Raw genomic sequence first — 14,737 nt, forward strand, 5'->3', positions numbered from 1 at the left:
CGTCCACAACCACCGCCGCCTCCCGTCAGGTTAACGGGAGGCGACGAGTAGCGGGAAAAGAATCGCGCGGGTCAGATCGGATTGATCACGAAAACCTGCGCCCAGTACGCGGCCTGCTCGGGGCCCAGCAGCGGCAGCAGGTAGTCGAACAAAATCGATGACATAGGTATGGAGCTCCCAAATTGTCGACGTGCGGGACATTTTCCAAACGCGCGGGCGAACCAGCCCGTCACGGCGGGCCACGTTAGCAGCGCCGCCGCCGTCGTGTCTCGGGGCGAGATTTTCCGCTGTCCGATTCGTGCGGAACTGGCCCAGATGGTGATCGACGTCATAAAGTAGTCGCCGTTGGCTCGGCCCGGTGCGGGGCAGCATCGGGCCATTCATACTTCGATCGCGGGAAAGCAGGTCTCAACACATATGCGAGTAGTTCGCTCCATGGTCGCCGGCGCATTGGTCGCAGGCGCCGCTTCGGTTTTCGCGGTGCTGGGTGCGGGTTCGGCCGGCGCTGTCGCCGTGACCCCGCTGCCGGGTGGGGTTCAGGTCGACCTGAGTCCCGCCGACACGGTATGGGTGCACCAGAATCATGTCGGTCTGGCTATCGCCGGGTTGCCGCATCCGTCCGCCGCCTCCTTCGGCGAGGCGCTGGACGCGGCGGCTCAGGTGTCGTCCTCGGTGCCGAACGGCCGGGTCACCTTCACCGTCTACGGGCCGTTCGACCAGTTGAACGGCTCCATGCTGGCGCTGCAGTAGGACCCGGCGCCCAAGCGTGGAACTCCACCAGCGGATCGTGTCGGCGCCGGTCGATTTCGGCGCCATCCGATCCGAGTTCGGGCTGGCCTCGGCGTATCCCGCCGAGGCCGGCGCCGAAGCCCGCGACGCGGTGGACGCGTTCGCGGGCGATCGGGTCGATCGCACGGACATCCCGTTCGTGACGATCGACCCGCCCGGGGCCATGGATCTGGACCAGGCCCTGCATATCGAACGCACCCCCGGCGGCTTCACCGTTCACTACGCCATCGCCGACGTGGGCGCCGTGATCCCTCCCGACGGCGCGCTCGCCAAAGAATCCGGCGCCAGGGGCCAGACCTTCTACCTTCCCGACGGCACCGTGCCGCTGCACCCACCCGCGTTGTCCGAAGGGTCCGCCAGCCTGCTTCCGGATCGCACGCGTCCGGCCGCGCTGTGGACGATCGAACTCGACGAGCGCGCCGAACCGGCGCGGTTCTCGGTGGTCCGCGCCCTGGTGCGCTCCCGCGCCCGGCTCGACTACGCCCGCGTGCAGGCCGACGCGGAGTCCGGCCGGCTGCATCCCTCCATCGCGGCCCTGCCGGAGTTCGGCACGCGGCGCATCGAGGCGGGAATCGCGCGCGGTGCGATCGGGCTGCGGTTGCCCGCGCAGACGGTGGTCGAGGACGAGCACGCCGACGGGCACTGGCGACTGGTGGTGGAGCCGCGCACCGCGGCCGACGACTGGAACGAGCAGGTTTCACTGCTGACCGGCATGTGCGCGGCGCGGATCATGCTCGACGGCGCGGCGTCGGCGGGGGAGCCGATCGCGCTGCTGCGCACCATGCCGCCGCCGTCGGAATCCGCGATCGCATCGATGCGCCGGACCGCGCAGGCGCTGGGCGTGGACTGGCCCGACAACGAAGCGGTCGGGCAGATGCTGGCCCGGCTGGACGCAGGCACGCCCGCGGCGCTGGTGCTGATGTCCGAGGCGACGACGCTGCTGCGCGGCGCGACCTACACCGTCCTCGACGGCGCCGCAGCAGCGCCGTACGCGCAGGAAACACTGCGCCACAGCGCCATCGGCGCGCCGTACGCGCACGTCACCGCCCCGCTGCGGCGGTTGTCCGACCGGTTCGCGACCGAGATCTGCCTGGCCAGGTGCGCGGGTGCCGAGGTGCCGCGCTGGGTGCGCGAGGGGCTGGCGAGCGCGGCCGAGGCCATGCGGCGCAGCGACAGCGTGGCGGGCAAGATCGAGCGCGCCTGCATCGACCTCACCGAGTCGACCCTGCTCGCGCCGCGTACCGGCACGGTGTTCGACGCCGTCGTGGTGCGCGAGGCCAACGGCAACCGGCCCGCCGTGGTCTTCCGTCGCCGAACCGCCCGTGCTCGGCCCGTGCGTGGGCAGACCACCGGAAGGCGAGACCGTACGGGTGCGGCTGCTGTCCGCCGACCCGAAGGAGCGGAAAGTGTCCTTCACCTACCCCGCGTGAACGGGCGCGGCGCCGGAATCACCCCGTGACGGCCGTCCCGAACAGCGCGGCGGCGGTGGCCGGGTAGCGGCTCAGCTCGCGCCCGGCCGCTGCCTCCTCCGCCGCCGCGAGCAGTTCGTACAGACCCGCGTTCTCGCCCGCCGCGACGGCCTCGCCGGCCCGGTCCAGGATCGCGTTGTGCGATTCCACCGCGTCGCGGTGGTCGCCGAGCACGGTCTGCAGCTTCTTGGCGCGGTCGCCGCGCTCGGCGGCCTCGTCGCCGAGCACCTGCTCGGCCGCCTCGCACGCGTAGCGCAACCGTTTGGCGCTCTTGCGGATCTCGTGCAGCAGCTCCACCCGCTCGCGCGGGTCTACGGTGGGCTCGGTGCGGATCAGGGAGTCCACGCGGTCCAGATCGCGCCGCAGCACCTTCCGGAAGACCTCCGGGGCCGCCGCCTCGGCGCGGGCGGGGCGCAGCGGCGGATCGGTGCGCCATCCGGACAGTTCTTCGCGCAGCTCGCGGTAGCGGGCGCCGTCCAACGCGGCCAGCACCTCGTCGTGCGCCGTGCGATAGTGCTGCCGTTCGGCCTCGACCAGACGCGCGGTGACGGCGTCGAGCTCCGCCGGATCGGCCCGCTCGGCGTGATCGGCCAGCAGCGTGGCGAACCGGTCGGCGCGCACCTCCGCGTCCCGCGCTTCGCCGAGCAAACCGGCCAGCCACTTCAGCTCGGCGCGCATCCCGGTGGCGGGCTTGCCTGCGAGCAGTTCGCGGTAGGACCGCAGCACGCTGCGCAGCCTGCGGGTGGCCACCCGCATCTGATGGACCGAGTCCTCCGCGTCGGCGCGGACCTCGGGCTCCGCGGCCAGGAGCCGGTCGATGTCCTCGCGCAACGCCGCCGCGAAAGCGTCCCCCGCCGTGCTCACCGTGCCCGCCTCCGCTCTCGCGAATCGGTCGGTGGCCTCGACCAGGTGATGGGTGATGCCCGGCTCGTTCGCGGCGTGCCCAGCGTCGTCGACGATGTGCAGCACCGAGCCGGGCCAGGCCCGGTGCAGTTCCCACGCGCTGACCGTAGGGCAGACGATGTCGTGGCGGCCCTGCACGATCACGGCCGGGATGTGCGCGATGGCGTCGATGTCTCGTAGCAGCTGGCCCTCGTCGAGGAACCCGCCGTGGCGGAAGTAGTGATTCTCGATCCTGGCGAACGCCAGCGCGAATCGCGGCTGCGATGTCTCGGCCACCCGATCCGGATGCGGCAGCAGCGAACTGGTCGCGCCCTCCCAGCTGGACCAGGCGATCGCGGCCGTGCGGGCGAGCTGTTCGTCGGACGAGTGCAGCAGGCGGTGGTAGACCTCGACCAGATCTCGATCGCGTTCCTGCTCCGGCACCGGCGCGAGGAACTTCTCCCACTCGTCGGGGTAGACGTAGCCGGCGGCGCCGTTGTAGTACCAGTCGATTTCCTTGCGGCGCAGCAGGAAGATCCCGCGCAGCACCAGTTCGGTCACGCGGTCGGGATGGCGCTGCGCGTAGGCCAGCGCGAGCGTGGAACCCCACGAGCCGCCGAACACCTGCCAGCGATCGATGCCGAGATGGGCGCGCAGCGCCTCGATGTCGGAGATCAGATGATCGGTGGTGTTGTGCTCCAGGCTCGCGTCGTCGGCCAGGTGCGGGGTGGAGCGGCCGCACCCACGCTGGTCGAACAGCACGATCCGATAGGCCGCCGGATCGAAGAAGCGCCGATGGAACGGGGCGGTGCCGCCGCCGGGGCCGCCGTGCAGGAACACCACCGGCTTGCCGTCCGGATTGCCGCTGACTTCCCAGTAGACCGACTGGCCGTCACCGACCGCCAGCATGCCGGAAACGTAAGGCTCGATCTCGGGATAGAGGGTACGCATCCGGCCGCCCGGCTCAGAACGCCAGGCCCGAGGCCAGGTCGGGGATCCCCAGCGCCTCCACGGCCTGCTGGCGCACGTCCGGGCAGGCCTTGACGGTGACGCGGTCGACGATCGGCTTGTCGGCCAGCACCGCGCCGTTGATGCCGCCGTTGCGCAGCGCCCACTCGTGCACCAAGGCGTTCAGCCCGATCTTGCCCAGCGTGCCGCCCTGGATCCGCCAATTGGACAGCTCCGGCCGGATCATGTCGCACAGCTGGGTCGCCGCCGCGTCGGAGATCTCCGGGCTCGCCTGCGTGACGCGGCCGGACGTCGTACCGGGCGCGGCGGTGGCCGACACCGTGGTGGAGCTCGAGCTGCCGGTCGGCGCCGGGCCCGAGTCGCTGCCGCAAGCGGTCAACGCCGCGGCGGCGAGAGCGCCGGCCACCAACAGGGTGCTGCGTGAAATCCAACGGCTGTACGGCATGGGTACCTCTGGTCGTGTCGGGATTGTCGGCATCGAGTCTGCCATTGATTCCGCCGCCCGGCCCGAACCGGCCGCTGCCGGTGGGAATAGGTCAGCCGAAGTGCGCGCGTAGCTCGTCGAGCAGGTCTCGGCGGACGTGGTCGAAGGCGGGCTCGGCGTTTTCCACGGTTCGCCACGGGTGCAGGGCGACCAAGGGGGCCAGGCGTTCGGCCGTGGCGATCTCGGCTTCGGATATCCGCTCCAACTGCCGCCAGCGGGCGAAGTACTCCATGCGATGGGGGCTGTGCAGCAGGCGGTGGGACAGGAATGGATGGGTGATCACCGCGTCACCCCAGTCGAACAGCAGGCCTGGGCCAGGATCGCGTGCGAAGACGTTGCCCGGGTGCAGGTCGTTGTGTTCGATGCTGAGTCTGCCGGACTCGGCCAGCACCGCGGCGGCAGCTTCGATGCGGGCGCCGAGCCCGGGTGCCCGCGACTCGAAATGCCGGTAGACGCCGATCAATTCGCTTGGTGGAAGGTAAGGGGTGCCGGTGGCTCGCAGATCCGCCACGTGGGTGGTGAGCGAGTGCTGGAGATCGGCGTAGTGGCGGACGAGGACGGCCCATCCGTCGCCGGAATCGCCGGCGGTGGCGCCGCCGTCGGGACTGAGCAGCCAGCCGTTGTCCGCGTGCACCGCGAACGGCTCCAGCACGCTCCCGGGACGCAGGCGGGCCAGCAGGCGCAACAGCGGGCCCTCGTGCGCGAAGGCGCGTGCGTTGGCCTTCACCCACATCGTTCCCGCGTCGGTGGGGATGCGGGCCAGCAGCGACCACGCTCGCCGTTTCGTCTCGACCGCCGCGCCGGTGATCTCGATGTTCCCGGCGCGCAGCACCGTGCGCGCCCAGCGCACCAGAGGTTCCAGCGGTTGGCCGAGCAGCGCGACAGGTGCGCGCGCCGCCCGGCCGGTGGTCGCGGAATCGCCGGTCAGAAGCTGTGCTCCGGCCCGGGGAAGGTGCCCCGGCGCACTTCGTCGGCGTAGGCCGCGGCCGCGGTGCGCAATTCGTCGCCGACGTTGCCGAATCGCTTGACGAACTTCGCGGTCTTGCCGCTGGTGTAGCCCGCCATGTCCTGCCAGACCAGCACCTGCGCGTCGGTGTCGGCGCCGGCGCCGATGCCGACGGTCGGGATGGTCAGCTTGCGGGTGACCTGCCCCGCCAGTTCGGCCGGGACCATCTCCATGACCACGGAGAACGCGCCCGCCGCCTGCACCGCGATGGCGTCGGCGATCAGCTGCTCGGCGCCGTCGCCACGGCCTTGCACCCGGAATCCGCCGAGGGTGTTGACGCTCTGCGGAGTGAAACCGATGTGCGCCATGACCGGGATGCCCGCCGCCGTGATCACCGCGATCTGCTCGGCCACCCGCTCGCCGCCCTCCAGCTTCACCGCGTGCGCCCCGCCCTCCTTCATGAACCGGGTCGCCGTCGCCAGCGCCTGCTGCGGGGAGGACTCGTAGGTGCCGAACGGCAGGTCGGCCACCACCAGCGCGTGCGGCGCGCCGCGCACCACCCCGCGCACCAGCGGGATCAGCTCGTCCACGGTGATCGGCACGGTGGTGTCGTAGCCGTACACCACGTTGGCCGCGGAATCGCCGACCAGCAGCACGGGAATGCCCGCTTCTTCGAACAGTCGCGCCGAGGAATAGTCGTAGGCGGTCAGCATCGCCCAGCGTTCACCGTCGGCCTTCATCTGCTGCAGGTGGTGCACCCGGGTCTTGCGCACCTTCTTGGGCTCCGCGGGCGCCGCACCGTAGGCAGGGGTTTCCGAATCGGATACGGACATCATCGTCCCTTTCGTCTGTGTCGCCTCGGGGCCCGTCCGGGTCCCCGGGTTTGTCTGACGAGATTCAGTGTGCCACCCGCCACCGAGGCGGATTAAGGTCGATGACCGGTGCGATTGGTCACAGCACGGCAGTCTTCGCCCGGGGCGGCCGCCGCGTTTGCCCGATGGCAATATCGACAGCATGTCGATGGTGCGGAGTGGGCGCGGCGCGCTCCCGGTAGCGGTGCTGGCGTCGCTGGCTGTGCTGGTTTCGGGGTGCGGCGTCACCCGCACCGAGACGGGGCAGCCGCTGCCCGCGCCGCCCACCGGACTGGAGAAGTTCTACGGCCAGGCGGTGCAGTGGGGTGATTGCACCGGATTCGGCGGGCCGGACGATCGGTTGCCGCCGAGCACCGAGTGCGCGCGGATCACCGTGCCGGTGGACTACGCCGCGCCCGACGGGCCGACCGCGCAGATCGCGATATCCCGGATGCGGGCGACCGGCCGGCGGATCGGTTCGCTGGTGATGAACCCGGGTGGGCCGGGGGAGTCGGGCCTGGGCCTGTCGTCGCTCGGCAACAAGACGGCGTTGGCCGAGCGCTTCGACCGGATCGGTTTCGACCCGCGCGGCGTCGGTTCCTCCACCCCCTCGATCGTCTGCCAGACGCCCCAGGAGCAGGACGCCGAGCGCGCCGAGCCGGAGGACGACTACACCCCGGCCGGCATCGCCGACGCGGAGGCCGACAACCGCCGGTACGCCGATCGCTGCGCCGAGCGGACCGGGAAGGAGTTCCTCGCCCATGTCGGCACCCGCGAGGTCGTGCAGGACCTCGACATCATGCGCGCCGCGCTCGGGGACGCGAAGCTGACCTACGTCGGCTACTCCTACGGCACCAAGATCGGCTCGGCGTACGCGGAGCGGTTCCCCGACCACGTGCGCGCCATGGTGCTCGACGGCGCCATCGACTCCTCGCAGGATCCGGTGCAGGAGTCGCTGCGCCAGGCGGCGGGCTTCCAGAAGGTGTTCGACGCCTACGCCGCCGACTGCGCGCGGCAGCCGGACTGCCCCCTCGGCGCGGACCCGGCGCAGGCGGTGGCGCGGTTCCGCGCGTTGGTGAACCCGCTGTGGGACAAGCCGGCGGCGACCACCGACCCGCGCGGGCTGACCTACGGCGACGCGATCACCGGCGTGCGTCAAGCGCTCTACACCGACGAGTTCTGGGGCGTGCTCACGCTCGGGCTGTCCGAGCTGCGCGACGGGCGCGGCGACACGCTGCTCACGCTGGCCGATCTGTACGACGGCCGCCGCGACGACGGCACCTACGCCAACACCACCGACGCGTTCAACGCGATCCGCTGTGTGGACGATCCGCGCATCACCGACCGCGCGGTGGCCGGACGTCAGGACGCGGAATACCGGAAGGCGGCCCCCTTCCTGGACGACGGGCGCGGCACCGGCGCGGCGCCACTGGAGCTGTGCACCGCCTGGCCGGTGCCGAACTCGAGTGAACCGCATCGCATCTCGGTGACCGGCCTGCCGAAGACGGTGGTGGTCTCGACCACCGAGGACCCGGCGACGCCGTACCAGGCCGGGGTCGATCTGGCCGGCCAGCTGGGCGCCGCGCTGATCACCTATCAGGGCAACCGGCACACGGTGGCGCTCGCGGGCGGCGTTCCGTGCGTCGACGACGCGGTCGTCGCCTATCTGGTCGACCTGACCGAACCCGCTTCCGGCCTCACCTGCTGAGCGGACGGGCCGGGTTGCTGATCGATCACGCACCCCGGCCCGGTACGGAAAAAACTCACAAACCGGACGATCCGACTGTGCGGAGTCTTCCGAAAAAATCCAGGTCAGCAATCTTAAGCGTGTATGTAACACAGATTTAACGCCGGATGCTTACGCTCGCGGGCATGGATCGCCAGAAGGAATTCGTGCTGCGGACGCTCGAAGAGCGGGACATCCGCTTCGTACGTCTCTGGTTCACCGACGTCTTGGGCTACCTGAAGTCCGTCGCGATCGCGCCCGCCGAGCTGGAGGGCGCGTTCGAAGAGGGTATCGGTTTCGACGGCTCGGCCATCGAGGGCTTCGCCCGCGTCTCCGAGGCCGACATGGTCGCCCGGCCGGATCCGTCCACCTTCCAGGTGCTGCCGTGGGCCACGAGCAAGGGCCACCAGCACTCCGCGCGCATGTTCTGCGACATCACCATGCCGGACGGCTCGCCGTCCTGGGCGGACCCGCGCCACGTGCTGCGCCGCCAGCTGAACAAGGCGGGCGATGTCGGCTTCAGCTGCTACGTGCACCCCGAGATCGAGTTCTTCCTGCTGGAGAACACCTCGAAGGACGGCGTCCCGATCCCCGCCGATTCCGGCGGCTTCTTCGACCAGGCCGTGCACGATTCGGCGCCGAATTTCCGCCGCCACGCCATCGACGCGCTGGAGTCCATGGGCATCTCCGTGGAGTTCAGCCACCACGAGGGCGCTCCAGGCCAGCAGGAGATCGATCTGCGCTACGCCGACGCGCTGTCCATGGCCGACAACGTGATGACCTTCCGCTACCTGATCAAGGAAGTGGCCATCGACGAGGGCGTGCGCGCGACCTTCATGCCCAAGCCGTTCGCCCAGTACCCGGGCTCGGCGATGCACACGCACATGAGCCTGTTCGAGGGCGAGACCAACGCCTTCCACGACCCCGACGACCCGATGAACCTGTCGGAGACCGCGCGCGCGTTCATCGCGGGCATCCTCGAGCATGCCCCGGAGATCAGCGCGGTCACCAACCAGTGGGTGAACTCCTACAAGCGCCTCATCCACGGCGGCGAGGCGCCCACGGCGGCCTCCTGGGGCCGGTCCAACCGCTCCGCGCTGGTGCGCGTGCCGATGTACACGCCGAACAAGTCGTCCTCGCGGCGCGTCGAGATCCGCAGCCCGGATTCCGCGTGCAACCCCTACCTGGCCTTCGCCGTGCTGCTCGCGGCCGGTCTGCGCGGCATCGAGAAGGGCTACACGCTGCCGCCGGAGGCGGAGGACGACGTGTGGTCGCTGACCGTCGCGGAGCGCCGCGCGATGGGCTTCCGCGAGCTGCCGGGCACGCTGGACGAGGCGCTGCAGGCGATGGAGCGCTCCGAGCTGGTCGCCGAGACCCTCGGCGAGCACGTGTTCGACTTCTTCCTGCGCAACAAGCGCAGGGAGTGGGCGGACTACCGCAGCCAGGTCACGCCGTTCGAGCTGAAGGAATATCTCGGGTTGTAATCCGAGCGATGCCACGGGGCCGCGTGCCCCCGATCGCGGCCGGGTAATTTGAGAACCATGGTCCGGCCCCCCTCCGCGCGCTCCGCCGTCCCCGGCGTCGGCCGGCTCGGATTGCTCGAGCCCTCCGCCGCCGCGTCGCTGCGTGATCTCGGCTGGGACAACGTCGAGAGCATCCCCGTGCTGTGGTCGTTGTCCCGCGCGCCGGACGCCGATCTCGCGTTGACCACGCTCATGCGGCTGCGGGAGAGCATCGGGGACGGTTGGCACGCCATCGATTCGGCGATTCGCACGGATACCGCGCTGCGGGGCAGGCTGTTCGCGCTGCTCGGCTCTTCCAGCGCGTTCGGCGATCATCTCGTCGCGGCGCCGGAGGCGTGGGAACGGTTGCGGCGCAAGGAATTACCTGGACGCGACGAGCTGATCGCCGATCTGCTCGCTGTGGTCGACGCGGCGCAAGAGGAGGGGCCTAACGCGACCCCGATGCTGTTCCGCGCGGGCATCTCGGGGCCGGAAGTGGTGGCGTCGCTGCGCAAGCGGTACCGCGATCACCTGATGCTGCTGGCCGCGCTGGATCTGGCGGCCACGGTGGAGAACGAGCCGGTGCTGCCCTACCAGGTGGTCGGCAGGCACCTCACCGACCTGGCCGACGCCGCCCTGACCGCGGCGCTCGCGGTCGCGGTGGCGCGGGTCTGCAAGGACGAGCCGGTGCCGGTGCGGCTGGCGGTGATCGCGATGGGCAAGTGCGGCGCGTGCGAGCTGAACTACGTCAGCGACGTCGACGTGGTGTTCGTCGCCGAACCCGCCGACGCCACAGCCACTCGTCTGGCCGCGGAGATGATGAGCGTGGCGAGCCAGGCCTTCTTCGAGGTCGACGCGGCGCTGCGGCCGGAGGGCAAGGCCGGTGCGCTGGTGCGGACGCTCGATTCGCACATCGCCTACTACAAGCGCTGGGCACGGACCTGGGAGTTCCAGGCGCTGTTGAAGAATCGTCCCGCGACCGGTGACATCGCGCTCGGCGAGCAGTACCGCGACGCGGTCATGCCGATGGTGTGGTCGGCGTCGGAGCGGCCCGATTTCGTCGCCGACGTGCAGGCGATGCGCCGCCGCGTGGAGGATCTGGTGCCGGCCGATCTGCGCGAACGCGAACTCAAGCTGGGGCGCGGCAGTCTGCGCGACGTCGAATTCGCGGTGCAGCTCCTGCAATTGGTGCACGGGCGGGTGGACGAGACCCTGCACGTACAGGGCACCGTCGAGGCGCTGACCGCGCTGGCCGCCGGCGGTTACGTCGGTCGCGACGACGCGGCCAATCTCACGGCGTCCTACGAGTTCCTGCGGTTGCTCGAACACCGGCTCCAGCTCCAGCGGCTGCGCCGCACCCACACCTTGCCCGCCGCCGACGACGAGGAGGGCATGCGCTGGCTGGCCCGCGCGGCGCACATCCGGCCCGACGGCAGACAGGACGCGGTGGGCGTGCTGGGCAGCGAGATCCGCTGCAACGCCGTGCGGGTGCGGCGCTTGCACGCCAAGTTGTTCTACCGGCCGCTGCTGGAATCGGTGGTGCGGATGGAACCCGACGCGCTGCGCCTGAGCCCCGAGGCCGCCATCCGGCAGCTGGCCGCGCTCGGTTACGCGGCGCCGGAACACGCTCTCGGCCACCTGAAGGCCCTCACCGGTGGTGTGTCCCGTAAAGGGCGCATCCAAGCCTTGCTGCTGCCGACGCTGCTCGAATGGCTCGGGGAGACACCGAATCCCGACGCGGGCCTGCTGGCCTATCGCCGCGTGTCGGAGGGGCTCGCCGACCAGATCTGGTTCCTGCGCGAACTGCGCGACGAGGGGGCGATCGCGCAACGGTTGATGATCGTGCTCGGCTCCTCGGAATACCTGCCGGATCTGCTGATCAACGCGCCGGAGACGATCCGGATGTACGCCGACGGTCCAAGCGGCCCGCTGCTGCTCGGCCCGCAGCCCGACGAGGTGGCCCGCGGCATTCTCACCGCCGCCGCGCGCTACGAGGACCCGAAACGCGCCGTGGCCGCGGCGCGTTCGCTGCGCAGGCACGAACTCGCGCGGGTGGCGTCGGCCGATCTGCTCGGCATGCTCGAGGTGCCGCAGGTGTGCCTGGCGTTGTCGTCGGTGTGGGTCGCGGTGCTCGAGGCGTCGTTGCGCGCGGTGATCCGGGCGAGCGAAGCCGACCTGGGCTGCCGTGCGCCCGCCGACATCGCGGTGATCGGCATGGGCAGGCTCGGTGGCATGGAACTCGGCTACGGCTCCGACGCCGACGTGCTGTTCGTCTGCGACCCACGGCCCGGCGAGGACGAGACCAAGGCCGTGAAGTGGGCGATCGGGGTGGCCGACCGGGTGCAGCAGCTGCTCGGCGCGCCGAGCACCGACCCGCCGCTGCACGTGGACGCCGGGCTGCGTCCGGAGGGCCGCAACGGCGCGCTGGTGCGCACCCTGGCCGCCTACGCCGCGTACTACCAGCAGTGGGCGCAGCCGTGGGAGGTACAGGCGTTGCTGCGCGCCCACCAGGTGGCCGGTGACGAGGAACTCGGGGTGCGCTTCCTGCACGTCATCGACAAGGTGCGGTACCCGGAGGGCGGTGTGTCGGCCGAGGCGGTGCGTGAGATCCGGCGGATCAAGGCCAGGGTGGACGCCGAGCGGCTGCCCCGCGGCGCCGATCCGGCCACGCACACCAAGCTGGGCCGCGGCGGGCTGGCCGACATCGAGTGGACGGTCCAGCTGCTGCAGCTGCGGCACGCCCACGAGGTGCCCGGCCTGCACAACACCTCCACGCTCGAGGCGCTGGACGTGATCGAGCAGACCGAGCTGCTGGACGCCCAGGACGTGGCGCTGCTGCGCGACGCGTGGCTGACCGCCACCAACGCCCGCAACGCCTTGGTGCTGGTGCGCGGCAAGCCGAGCGATCAGCTCCCCGGCCCGGGGCGGCTCCTTTCCGCCGTCGCACGTGTCGCGGGATGGCCCAACGACGACGGCAGCGAATTCCTCGACCACTACATGCGCGTCACCCGGCGCGCCAAAGCGGTTGTCGAACGAGTCTTCGGGGCGTGAGGTTGCTGCTCGGTCGGGGTCCTTCTCGGCGGAATCGAGCGCGCCCGGACTCAGGCGCCGACGGTGAGGCCGGCACGGGCCGCGCGCTGTTCGCCCCAGTCGTAGAGCGCGGTGAGCACGGGGACGAGCGTGCGGCCCTCGTCGGTGAGGGTGTATTCGACTTGCGGAGGCACCGTGTCGAAGACGGTGCGCCGGACCAAGCCGTCGGACTCCAGCTCACGTAACTGCTGGATCAGCATCTTCTCGCTGGTGGACGGCATCCGCCTGCGCAACTCGCCGTAGCGGTGCACGCCCTCCTTCAAGTGGGCCAGGATCACCGGCTTCCACTTGCCGCCGATCAGATCGACGGTCACCTCCACGGCGCAGTTGTAGCGCTTGCCGGGCACCTGTCCTCCGGGTACTCACTGAAAAGTGCGTTCTTGTAACACTGTAATCATCGCGATTCCATGAATGACGTTCGGATCGACCACCGCAGACATGGAGCGAAACATCGTGAAGGTCATCGTTTTCGACCGCTTCAAGCCAGGCGTCACCCTGGAGACGATCAACCCGTACCTGCCCGAGGAGGTCGCCAATGTGTGGCGGCTGTGGAAGGCGGGCATCGTCCGGGAGAACTACGCCCGCGCCGACGAGCCAGGCGTGGTGATCGTCTTCGAGGTCGGCAGTGTCGAGGAGGCGCGGAAGTACGTAGCGGACTTCCCGCTGACCAAGGCCGGCTACCTGGAATGGACTTTCGTCCCCGTCCAGGCGCCGCTTCCGCTGGAGGCGCTGATGGATCCGGCCGTCGACGTCGCCGAGCCCTACGACCGGACCGCGTGAGCATGCGGCACGCATTCGGCCTGAGCATTCCGCAGACCGTGCCGGAAGCCTGCGATCCCGCGCGGATGGCGCTGCTCATCTATGACATGCAGGTAGGCATTGTGCGGCAGATTCCCGGCGGCGAGGAGATCGTGCGGGCGTGCGTCCGGCTGCGCGATGCCGCGCGAGCGGCGGGCTTCCGGGTGTTCTACACCCGGCACATGTCCTTGCCGGTCGCGGCATCGGGCGTTGCCCAACTGCGCGGCGCGATGTCCTGGCAGCGGGTGGACGATCCGGCGCAGGTGCGCTCGAGCTTTCCGCAGGGGTCGCCGCAATTCCACTTGGTCCCCGAGTTGACGCCGGGTCCGGACGAGGTGGTGTTCGACAAGATCACCATGTCGGCGTTCGTGGCCACCCCACTGGACTTCGCGCTGCGCGACTGCGGGATCGACACCTACGCTGTGGCGGGCATCGCCATGGAGGTGGGTATCGAGCCGACCGTGCGGCACAGCCTGGACCTGGGCTACCTGCCGATCATCGTCACCGACGCGTGCGGCGCCGGTCATCCGGCGGCGGCCGAGAGGTCCTATGCCACGCTCGAGTTCACCGGTGGATCGCTGACGACGGACACCGCCGCGCTGACCGCGGCCATGAGTCGGCACGCCGACCGACGTTGACGGTCCGAGCCGGTGCGCGCGGCGTGCCGGTGTCATGGTCATCGCCTTGTCCGCCCGGCCGAACGGGCAGCCATATCCGTACGCAGCGAACCGCGATCCGGTCGCACGGTTTCCTGGGCTGCCCGAGTCGACGACCGGCCGGACGAGGCAGCCGGGTCACCGGCTCCGGCGAGGCGAGTCGACGCGCGGTGGGACGTTCGCGCCGCCGGTCAAGCTCTGGAAGCGATCGACGAACCGGCGCAGGGCCTGCCGGTCTTCGTCGCCGAGCCCGTTCGCGGTGGTGACGGTGACCTCGGTGCCGGAGCGGATCCGCAGGACGTCCCAGGCCACCGGCAGCACGGGCGCGTGCACGCTGCGCCCGTTGCTGCTGATCGTGATGGACGAACGATACATACTCGGAACGAGTGCCAGGTCTTCGGCGATCTCGGCCGTCAACGGTCCCGCCGCGCGAAACTCCTCGACGTACATTCCTCCCCCTTTCACGACGCCGCCAGTGTAGGCGGGATATCACCCCTCCCGGCGCCCACCGAGCGGATCAGGCGCGTCGCGTGCGAAGGTCCCCGGCCTGGGGCCGGTGCACTGATATTCGTTTG

At 70.3% G+C, this 14,737-nt stretch carries 12 protein-coding genes and 2 pseudogenes; 7 read left to right on the forward strand and 7 right to left on the reverse strand.

All coding sequences use genetic code 11. The features are described 5' to 3' along the window. Nucleotides 1-435 precede the first annotated feature (435 nt). Together U3653_RS06980 and U3653_RS06985 are read left to right on the forward strand one after the other, a co-directional pair. On the forward strand, nt 436-750 hold the full coding sequence (locus tag U3653_RS06980) for a hypothetical protein (protein ID WP_228827325.1): 315 nt from the start codon (nt 436-438) through the stop codon (nt 748-750). Nucleotides 751-766: 16 nt separating this feature from the next. Then, nucleotides 767-2,219 (forward strand): annotated as a pseudogene (locus U3653_RS06985) (RNB domain-containing ribonuclease). Between the two features lie 18 nt (nt 2,220-2,237). On the opposite strand, the gene U3653_RS06990 reads toward U3653_RS06985, so the two are convergent. From U3653_RS06990 to panB, 5 genes and pseudogenes are all read right to left on the reverse strand, one after another. Further along, entirely contained in the window at nt 2,238-3,122 is an 885-nt protein-coding gene (locus tag U3653_RS06990) for a CHAD domain-containing protein (RefSeq protein WP_323123954.1), read from the reverse strand. Nucleotides 3,123-3,143: 21 nt separating this feature from the next. Next, nucleotides 3,144-4,091: pseudogene (pip, locus tag U3653_RS06995) on the reverse strand (prolyl aminopeptidase); the annotation flags it as partial. Between the two features lie 13 nt (nt 4,092-4,104). Next, complete coding sequence (locus tag U3653_RS07000) at nt 4,105-4,554, reverse strand: hypothetical protein (protein WP_195077750.1); 450 nt, start codon at nt 4,552-4,554, stop codon at nt 4,105-4,107. A gap of 91 nt (nt 4,555-4,645) precedes the next feature. Next, nucleotides 4,646-5,443: a phosphotransferase gene (locus tag U3653_RS07005; protein WP_195077751.1), complete on the reverse strand. Its 798-nt coding sequence runs from the start codon at nt 5,441-5,443 to the stop codon at nt 4,646-4,648. Between the two features lie 74 nt (nt 5,444-5,517). Beyond that, nucleotides 5,518-6,372: a 3-methyl-2-oxobutanoate hydroxymethyltransferase gene (gene panB, locus U3653_RS07010; protein WP_195077752.1), complete on the reverse strand. Its 855-nt coding sequence runs from the start codon at nt 6,370-6,372 to the stop codon at nt 5,518-5,520. A gap of 187 nt (nt 6,373-6,559) precedes the next feature. Here panB and U3653_RS07015 point away from each other — a divergent pair, with 187 nt between their 5' ends. The 3 genes from U3653_RS07015 to U3653_RS07025 all read left to right on the forward strand — a co-directional run bounded on the left by U3653_RS07015 (nt 6,560) and on the right by U3653_RS07025 (nt 12,669). Then, the gene (locus tag U3653_RS07015) at nt 6,560-8,098 is read left to right on the forward strand and encodes an alpha/beta hydrolase (RefSeq protein WP_195077945.1); all 1,539 of its coding nucleotides are present in this window, start codon (nt 6,560-6,562) and stop codon (nt 8,096-8,098) included. A 164-nt stretch (nt 8,099-8,262) separates the two neighbouring features. Further along, on the forward strand, nt 8,263-9,600 hold the full coding sequence (locus tag U3653_RS07020) for a glutamine synthetase family protein (protein WP_195077753.1): 1,338 nt from the start codon (nt 8,263-8,265) through the stop codon (nt 9,598-9,600). A 57-nt stretch (nt 9,601-9,657) separates the two neighbouring features. Further along, entirely contained in the window at nt 9,658-12,669 is a 3,012-nt protein-coding gene (locus U3653_RS07025) for a bifunctional [glutamine synthetase] adenylyltransferase/[glutamine synthetase]-adenylyl-L-tyrosine phosphorylase (protein ID WP_195077754.1), read from the forward strand. Between the two features lie 50 nt (nt 12,670-12,719). On the opposite strand, the gene U3653_RS07030 is transcribed toward U3653_RS07025, so the two are convergent. After that, a complete protein-coding gene (locus tag U3653_RS07030) occupies nt 12,720-13,055 on the reverse strand; it encodes a winged helix-turn-helix transcriptional regulator (protein WP_195077755.1) in 336 nt (111 codons plus the stop codon). A 106-nt stretch (nt 13,056-13,161) separates the two neighbouring features. Here U3653_RS07030 and U3653_RS07035 point away from each other — a divergent pair, with 106 nt between their 5' ends. Both U3653_RS07035 and U3653_RS07040 read left to right on the forward strand, forming a co-directional pair. Further along, nucleotides 13,162-13,488: a YciI family protein gene (locus tag U3653_RS07035; RefSeq protein ID WP_067801329.1), complete on the forward strand. Its 327-nt coding sequence runs from the start codon at nt 13,162-13,164 to the stop codon at nt 13,486-13,488. A 2-nt stretch (nt 13,489-13,490) separates the two neighbouring features. Next, nucleotides 13,491-14,144: a cysteine hydrolase family protein gene (locus U3653_RS07040; RefSeq protein WP_195077946.1), complete on the forward strand. Its 654-nt coding sequence runs from the start codon at nt 13,491-13,493 to the stop codon at nt 14,142-14,144. Between the two features lie 156 nt (nt 14,145-14,300). Here the strand turns inward: U3653_RS07040 and U3653_RS07045 are convergent, their stop codons facing one another. Continuing rightward, the gene (locus U3653_RS07045) at nt 14,301-14,627 is read right to left on the reverse strand and encodes a hypothetical protein (protein WP_195077756.1); all 327 of its coding nucleotides are present in this window, start codon (nt 14,625-14,627) and stop codon (nt 14,301-14,303) included. Nucleotides 14,628-14,737 lie beyond the last annotated feature (110 nt).

Source organism: Nocardia implantans (assembly GCF_035544775.1).
Classification (GTDB): Bacteria; Actinomycetota; Actinomycetes; order Mycobacteriales; family Mycobacteriaceae; genus Nocardia; species Nocardia implantans.